Consider the following 7337-nt stretch of genomic DNA (forward strand, 5'->3'; position numbering starts at 1 on the left):
AGGCCAATATGTGGAACGAATTTAAGCAGTTTGCCATGAGAGGAAATGTCATGGATCTAGCTGTGGGTGTCATTATCGGCGGTGCCTTCGGGAAGATTGTCACGTCCTTGGTTAACGACCTGATAATGCCTATCATTGGTTTGTTTTTGGGAGGCATCAGTTTTTCTGACCTACAAATCCAGGTGGGTGAAACAGCAATTATGTATGGCGCTTTTATCCAAAGCGTAGTTGATTTCCTTATTATAGCCCTGTCCATTTTCTTCCTAGTGAAGCTCATTAACCAATTCAAGAAGCAAGAGGAAGAAGAACCGGCCCCTGAGCCGGAGCCTGTAGCCAGCAAGGAAGAAATTCTACTCACCGATATTCGAGATTTACTAAGGCAGCAAAGCAAATAAGATCGGACACGGGCGGCCCTCTGTGGCCGCCCGTAATCTTCACGTTCGTTGTTCCTTCTTCCGATCTTATGTTTTCATCTGTAACCAGATGATATCGAATTAGATGTTGGCTGCCTTGTGTTCCTGCCGTTCGAGGTGTGCATTGCGCAGCCACAAGCCTAAATCAATCGTCACCATGATCATGTTAATAAGATAGAGCACCATAACAATGTCATAACTGTAAAGAAGTTTGTGTATCGTACCACATAGATAGCCCACTATGATAACCACCGAAAACACCGGGCTTTTTCCCTTGGTACTTCTGCTGCGCCAGGTTCGAACAATGGAGATCGGCCAGGCCAGTCCAAAACAAAATAGCATGCCGGCTTCAAAGATACTCATTCAGGTTCCTCCTTGGAATCCCCGTTATTCTTTCTCCCGTGATATATGTTACCATGCACAGCGGTTTCTTCCAAGGGGTAGAGCCTCTACCTCTTAACTCCCTTCTGGAGCTACTCCAGTCCATCTTACGTGAGGTGGGTTTTATTTGACGCGTACAGATAAACTACTCTGATTACACTAACAGAAGAAAGGTCTAAGTTTAATCAAACTTTTTTCGGGGTCTTGCTCGTCTATATAGTGTAAGACAAACCAACCGCGCACACTAAAGCCATGGCAGAGGAAAGGAGACCTTCGCGCGAATGAACAGAAGCAAGTTGGAAAAACAATTCGCTGACCATATTATCAAGAATAACGAAAGGTACTACAGGCTGGCTTATAGCTATGTGAAAAACGTAGATGATGCTTTAGATATTGTCCAAGAATCCATATGTAAAGGTATGTCATCACTGGATTCACTAAGAAACCCTGCTTATTTCCGAACATGGTTCTACAAAATAGTCATACACACCGCCCTGGATTTTCTACGGCAAAGAAACAAAACAGTTCTAATGGAAGAAGAGGTCTTAATCAACTCTAATTGCGGTACCTGCGATACTTACCAAAACATAGACTTGGGCCGAGCACTAGACAGTTTGCCGGCCAAATACCGCACCATAATAATACTGCGCTACTTCGAAGACTTAAAAATAGAGGACGTGGCCGAGATCTTAGATGAGAATGTCAATACGGTCAAAACTCGTTTGTATACCGCACTGAGGAAGCTCAGTATCGAAATGGTTGACCATGATGAGAGAGGGAGGATTTGCCATGAATAGCAATCGTCTGGATCAGTTGGATCAGTTGAAACACGAGTATATTAGCACACCCATCCCCAGGGAGTTGGATTTTGTTGTGCGCCGTGCTTTACAGAAAAACAGGCAGAAAAACCATTTCAATAAGGTCCGCATTGCCGCTGCTTCCGTGGCGGCCGCTCTGGCTCTTGTTACTGTAGGCGTCAATAGCAGCCCCGTGTTTGCCCAAACACTGGCGGAGGTGCCGCTAGTGGGAAGCATAGTGAAAGTGCTCACTTTTCGGCAGTTCACAGTTAACGAAGACAACTTTGAAGCCGATATAAAAGTGCCCGAAATCCAAGGGCTACAAAACAAGGAGTTGGAAAGTAGCCTGAACGAAAAATACCTGGCCGAGAATAAAAAGCTATACGAGGATTTTGTGGCGGCCATGGAGGAAGCGAAGAAACAAGGTGGCGCTCATTTGGGTGTCAGCAGCGGGTACGAAGTGGTAACAGATAGCGATGCCATTTTTGCTGTAAAACGTTATCACTTCACCGCCGCTGGATCTTCCGATACCAAGATTAAGTACGACACCATAGACAAAAAAAGGGAAATCCTAATCACCCTGCCCAGCCTGTTTAAGGATGACAGTTATGTGGAAGTCATAAGCGATAATATAATCGGCCAGATGAAGGAACAGATGGCAGCTGATGAGGGCAATGTTTATTGGCTTAAAGGTGATGTGGAAGATTTCGTAGAGCCGTTTGAGCAGATTTCGCGGGAGCAAAGTTTTTACATTAATGCCGACGGCAAGCTTGTGATTTCCTTTGATAAGTACGAGGTGGGTCCCGGCTGTATGGGAGTGGTAGAGTTTGTTATACCAACTGAGGCCATAGCCGATCTTTTGGTGAGCAATGAGTATGTAAAGTAACAAAACAAGAACCATCGCGTGGGGTTCAGACATCGAGAACCAGGACCTTCGGGTAGGGCGGCCCTCTGTGGCCGCCCGTAATCTTCGTAAAAAAATAAGGCCACCTGGCCTTTCACACAATTCCACATAAAGAACAGCGCTCCTTCTTTTTGACTTATACATATCAAGTAACAAGCCCTAAGCTAATGTGAACGGCTTTTTCCACCTCTAATATTTTTTCTTCCGATATTTCTCCTACTTTTCGTACTAACCGTTTCTTATCGATGGTCATTATTTGCTCAGCTTTAATAGTGCTGGGACCTTTAAGGCCAGATTCATTTGGTAGGATCTGGACGTGAAAGGGGTACGTTTTTGTTATGGTAGTGGAAATGGCAGCCACAATTGTTGTCGGGCTATACTGATTACCAATGTCATTTTGTATTATCAAGGCTGGGCGCAAACCGGCTTGCTCACTACCTCGTCCAGGGCTCCAATCTACCAACCAGATATCACCGCGCAGCAACTCTGTCACTTTAAAATCACCTCCGCCTGAGCAGCAAGAGTTTGTTCTGCGGTTTCTGCTGATTCGTCGGCCATCGCCTTGTAGCCCTCAACTAAGGACTCCCGTAGCTGAATTGTCTTGGCTTCCTCCAAGAGTCTAGCCACGACACCGCTGCGCCCAATCTTCCATTGCTGAGCCAAATCATCAAGAACACTTGCCAGGTCGGCGGAAAGGCTGACAGTGAACCTCATTGTTACAACACCCCCTTCTGATGATAATGATATCATACGGTAAGTATGAATTACAAGTCATACCACACTCTCTTTTCTGCCAATCTCCTTACAATACCTAAATCGGTCGGACTTATTTTTGACCAAACGCTGTCAGAATCTCAAGCGGTACCGGAAACAGAATGGTGGAGTTGTGCTCAGCGGCAATTTCCGCTAAGGTCTGCAAATAGCGCAGTTGAATGGCCGAAGGCTCCGTGGCTATGACATGGGCAGCGGCGGCCAGCTTTTCCGAAGCCTCGTATTCGCCGTCGGCCGAGATCACCTTTGCCCGTCGCTCGCGTTCTGCTTCGGCCTGTTTGGCCATGGCTCGTTTCATGGTTTCCGGGAGTTCCACCGCCTTTATTTCCACCGCAGTTATCTTGACACCCCAGGGGTCAGTGGCCTCATCCAAGAGCTTCCGGAGCATCTCGTTCAAGGCTTCCCGCTTAGCTAGCATGTCGTCCAGTTCGTATTGTCCCAGAACGGACCGCAGTATAGTCTGGCCCAACAGTGTGGTACTGTGTACATAGTCGGCTACCTTAACCACGGCCAGCACCGGATCAAAGACATTGAAATAAACCACCGCATCCACCATCACCGGCACATTGTCTTTGGTAATAACTTCCTGCTTGGGTACATCAATGGTAAAGGTGCGCATGTCGATCTTCCTTACATAATCCACCCCAAAAGGGAACACCACATTTAGGCCCGCATTTAGAACCCCCACTTGCCGGCCGAACCGAAACAGAATCCCCCTTTGATACTCCGTGATAATCCGAACCATGCTGGGAAGAAACAGCAAAGGAATAATCAAATAGGGAATAAGACCGGGACTGCCACTAAGCCGTAGCCCAAAAAACACCCATACCAGACCGGTCCCCGAAAGCAGAAAGGACACCGCCCTAGCCTTAGTATAAAGCGCTAAAACAATCCATAGGGCCCACCAAGCAACTATTACCCAAAACGCCACCGTGAGCACGGTCAAAAGCGGTTGTGGCATGTTCATTTATCCCCCTTTTTCACCAAGAATCCAAGCCTCGTCTAGATGTATTCAGGGTTAGTATGGCCAGAACCTGATTAAAGTAGCTATACAGTGGGTAGCTACTGTTTATGTTAAAGAGTTCTCTTATTGAGTATCATAAAGGAAAAGAGGTGGTTTTGGCATGACGTTATTCGGCAACAGAGAAAGCAAAGAGGAAAGACTGCAGCAAGAGCTACAGGCGTTCATGGACCGGTACCAGCTGGAGGACTTAGACTAGAGCGATTTAATTGTGCTGCGGAAAATATCACAGGACTTAGCCAATAACAAATGGTTTAAGGCGGGTATGCCATTATATTTTGCCTAGCCCGCGGAACAGGCAAAAGCAAGCTACCTAAGTTCCTTGGAGGAACAGAACTGGATGATCATACGGCGGCTATTGCGGCTAAACAAGGACCTTGAGAAATTGGAAAAGTAGTGAGGGTTTTAACAAACACCATGGATAAGGCCTAGGCCTGGCTCAAGGAGAACGGGCAGCTGCTGTAATAGGCCATATGACAACCATAACCATATAAGAAAGCGACAGTCGCCTGGGGAAACACCCAGGCGACTGTCGCTTTCTTATATGACGGCGAATGGGGAGCCGAAGTCTATGGCTGTGCCGCTGATAGGCAGCAGGGGCTTATGTTATAATTAGTAAATGAGTAAAATCTAAAAAACTAGAAAGAGTGGTGCGAATGTGTCAACTAATGTCCAAATAAAAGAAGTGCAGGCCTTCCTAAAATGGATGGAAAGAAAGTTTTCATTAAACTTAATAGCAGAAAAGGCGAAAAGAAGATTTGTTAAGCGGGGACAAGTTTATGAATGTGAGTTAGGCGTGGGAATTGGCAGTGAGATGCAGAAAGCAAGACCCTGTGTTATTATTCAAAACAACATTGGTAATCATAAGTCCGGTAATACCATCGTGGCTCCAATTACCCACGATAGCTCCGAATATCCTTTTCTTGTTCCGCTGACTGTGCAGAAAGATCAGGATGGGACAATTATATTAGATGGGCGAGTAAACGTATCAAATATTTGCTGTGTTAGCAAAGCAAGGCTGGGGGATTACGTAACATCCTTATCTCCTCAAGATTTGAAGAAGGTTGAAATTGCGGTAGCGAGATCTCTAGACTTGATGGCTCATTATAACAAGTTGGAAAAGAGACTAAAGGATAAACTAGAATTTATTGATAAGATAAAGCATGACAGGAATAAGGCTCAGGATTATATAAAAAAACTTAGGGATATTGCTCAAGTATCTACCGATGAAGAGCTTGAAAAACTTATCCGATCAAAATTGACAGACTAACTTTTCCATGCTATACTTTAGCTACAAAAAGGTTCTTTACCGGAGAGTAAAGAATAATATTTCTTCTTCAAGTGGGGGAACTTTGGATAAGTTCCTCTTTGCTTTTTGTGTGTATAAATTGCTTGAGTAACATATAATAAAAATACAAAGTGGCTTTAGCCAGGAAGGCTGAGGTTTTGAGATGATAGCCGCCATTTCCGGCGGCTTTCGTCGTTTTAACCACTCCCCATAGGGGTCTCTACATTATTACTAGAGCCCACGGCCGTTGTTCGGACGCCATAAGGCCTTTTCTTTGTCTGTAGCCGGGCGCTAGCTCCACAGCGGCAGGCTAAGCAGCAAGGGCAGAATGCCTAAAATGGTAACAAAGCGTACCAGTTGGAGCAAGCTCACCGTGAGCGGGTCAGCGCCCAGTTCACAGGCCAGAATAAAGAATTGAGTTACCCCGCCGGGGGCAGCAGCCAGGAGACAGGTAAGATAATCCCAACCGGTGAGTCGCTGTAACAAGGTTGCCAGCACCAGGCCGGAGACAATCACAACGGCGGTGGAGGTAATGGCCGGCCCAGCCAGAAGCATTAACCCTTGTACTGTCTCCGGTCCAAAGTTGAGCCCGATCAATGCGCCCACTCCCGCCTGGGTCCAGACCCGTACTTCATCCGGCAAAGGTGTGAACTGGTGAAAACAGCCGGAAATCAGACCCACAGTAACCATCGCTCCCAGAAGTCCGGCCGCCGGCAATTTTAGTATGTAGGCCACAATTCCGCCGATTATACCCACTGTCAACGTAATCACAGCCGAAGGCTGCCAGGGGATTTTAGGGATCCTACGCCTGTTGTTGTTAGGCGAGGATGTTTCTGTTTGGCGCAGAGCCAGGAGGGGGATAACGAAAACCACTCCCAGAAGGCGCATTAGCTGCAGTGTAGCTACTACCACAGCATCCGCATTAAGATTAAGGGCTAACATCGTCATTTCCGCTACTCCCCCGGGAGCGGCGCCAAGAATGGCCGTCACCGGTGCTACCTGGGTCAGACGCTGAAAAACCCGCCCTACCAAGAAACAACTGGCTAGCATCCACACAGACACCAAGATCGCCGGCAGAGCCAGATTCTTAATATGGGGCCAAGTATCCTTGGTAAAACGCAGTCCAATAAAGATACCGAGAACCGCTTGGAGCATCAGTTGCAAGAACCAGGGCAGATAAGCAAATGGGACCCCCAATAGACGAGCCAGCCCAACGGCCGTCACTCCTCCTAGCAGACTAGCCGCAGGCACTTTTAGCTGCTCCAGCAACTTCCAGCCCAGCCAGCTTATGAGGAAGAGTAACCCTGTATCCCTAACGCCCAGCCAAACATTAGCCAATCTTGACCACCGCTTTCCTTCGACAACTGAACGTATGTCTCAACTAGTTCTACGCGTTTGGTTGAAGTTCCTTTAACACCGCCCCGGGAACGGGAGTTCATCGCCGAAAAGCACCAAAGGGGAGTTACCGGAATAAGCCCGACCCAGCAGGGAAATTATGGGCCCTTGACGAAATAAAACCATTGGGGCTAACTGCCTGCAGTTCTGCGCCTGAGCGTTAATTCATGGTTAATGGTGTGTCCCTGAAGATAAAAGACCAAAGTCGGTTAACGTAGTAGGATGATAATTTCATCATGCAGGGGGAGTAATATTTGCCTACCAACAATATGCCTGCTAAAAAGATATCGCTTTCTCAGCTGGAGAATTTCCTGTTTCAAGCGGCCGATATTTTGCGGGGCAAAATGGATGCCTCGGAGTACAAGGA

9 protein-coding genes are annotated in these 7337 nt (G+C 47.0%); 4 read left to right on the top strand and 5 right to left on the bottom strand.

Going from position 1 to position 7337, the window contains the following annotated elements; all coding sequences use genetic code 11:
• Nucleotides 1-8 precede the first annotated feature (8 nt).
• Nucleotides 9-395: a large conductance mechanosensitive channel protein MscL gene (gene mscL, locus GX016_08365; protein HHT71573.1), complete on the top strand. Its 387-nt coding sequence runs from the start codon at nt 9-11 to the stop codon at nt 393-395.
• Between the two features lie 99 nt (nt 396-494).
• Here mscL and GX016_08370 read toward each other — a convergent pair whose 3' ends face one another.
• A complete protein-coding gene (locus GX016_08370; GenBank protein ID HHT71574.1) occupies nt 495-776 on the bottom strand; it encodes a hypothetical protein in 282 nt (93 codons plus the stop codon).
• 299 nt (nt 777-1075) lie between these two features.
• Between GX016_08370 and GX016_08375 the strand changes: the two genes are divergently transcribed.
• Nucleotides 1076-1591 (top strand): sigma-70 family RNA polymerase sigma factor, encoded by a 516-nt coding sequence (locus GX016_08375; protein HHT71575.1) that lies wholly within the window; start codon nt 1076-1078, stop codon nt 1589-1591.
• Entirely contained in the window at nt 1584-2477 is an 894-nt protein-coding gene (locus GX016_08380; GenBank protein ID HHT71576.1) for a DUF3298 and DUF4163 domain-containing protein, read from the top strand. Before GX016_08375 ends, GX016_08380 begins: the two co-directional genes overlap by 8 nt.
• A gap of 163 nt (nt 2478-2640) precedes the next feature.
• On the opposite strand, the gene GX016_08385 is transcribed toward GX016_08380, so the two are convergent.
• The 3 genes from GX016_08385 to GX016_08395 all read right to left on the bottom strand — a co-directional run bounded on the left by GX016_08385 (nt 2641) and on the right by GX016_08395 (nt 4227).
• Nucleotides 2641-2988: a type II toxin-antitoxin system PemK/MazF family toxin gene (locus tag GX016_08385; protein ID HHT71577.1), complete on the bottom strand. Its 348-nt coding sequence runs from the start codon at nt 2986-2988 to the stop codon at nt 2641-2643.
• On the bottom strand, nt 2985-3209 hold the full coding sequence (locus tag GX016_08390; GenBank protein ID HHT71578.1) for a CopG family transcriptional regulator: 225 nt from the start codon (nt 3207-3209) through the stop codon (nt 2985-2987). Before GX016_08390 ends, GX016_08385 begins: the two co-directional genes overlap by 4 nt.
• Before the next feature lie 112 nt (nt 3210-3321).
• Nucleotides 3322-4227, bottom strand: a complete 906-nt coding sequence (locus GX016_08395; protein HHT71579.1) for a slipin family protein — start codon at nt 4225-4227, stop codon at nt 3322-3324.
• Between the two features lie 718 nt (nt 4228-4945).
• Between GX016_08395 and GX016_08400 the strand changes: the two genes are divergently transcribed.
• Nucleotides 4946-5557, top strand: a complete 612-nt coding sequence (locus tag GX016_08400; protein ID HHT71580.1) for a type II toxin-antitoxin system PemK/MazF family toxin — start codon at nt 4946-4948, stop codon at nt 5555-5557.
• Between the two features lie 309 nt (nt 5558-5866).
• On the opposite strand, the gene GX016_08405 is transcribed toward GX016_08400, so the two are convergent.
• Entirely contained in the window at nt 5867-6913 is a 1047-nt protein-coding gene (locus tag GX016_08405; GenBank protein HHT71581.1) for an AbrB family transcriptional regulator, read from the bottom strand.
• Between the last annotated feature and the right edge of the window lie 424 nt (nt 6914-7337).

Source organism: Bacillota bacterium (assembly GCA_012837285.1).
Lineage (GTDB): Bacteria > Bacillota > DTU030 > DUMP01 > DUMP01 > DUNI01.

Bases quoted from the DNA above. Each gene is read 5' to 3' on its own strand.
- mscL (HHT71573.1), top strand. From the start codon at position 9: ATGTGGAACGAATTTAAGCAGTTTGCCATGAGAGGAAATGTCATGGAT.
- GX016_08370 (HHT71574.1), bottom strand. From the start codon at position 776: ATGAGTATCTTTGAAGCCGGCATGCTATTTTGTTTTGGACTGGCCTGG.
- GX016_08375 (HHT71575.1), top strand. From the start codon at position 1,076: ATGAACAGAAGCAAGTTGGAAAAACAATTCGCTGACCATATTATCAAG.
- GX016_08380 (HHT71576.1), top strand. From the start codon at position 1,584: ATGAATAGCAATCGTCTGGATCAGTTGGATCAGTTGAAACACGAGTAT.
- GX016_08390 (HHT71578.1), bottom strand. From the start codon at position 3,209: ATGAGGTTCACTGTCAGCCTTTCCGCCGACCTGGCAAGTGTTCTTGAT.
- GX016_08395 (HHT71579.1), bottom strand. From the start codon at position 4,227: ATGCCACAACCGCTTTTGACCGTGCTCACGGTGGCGTTTTGGGTAATA.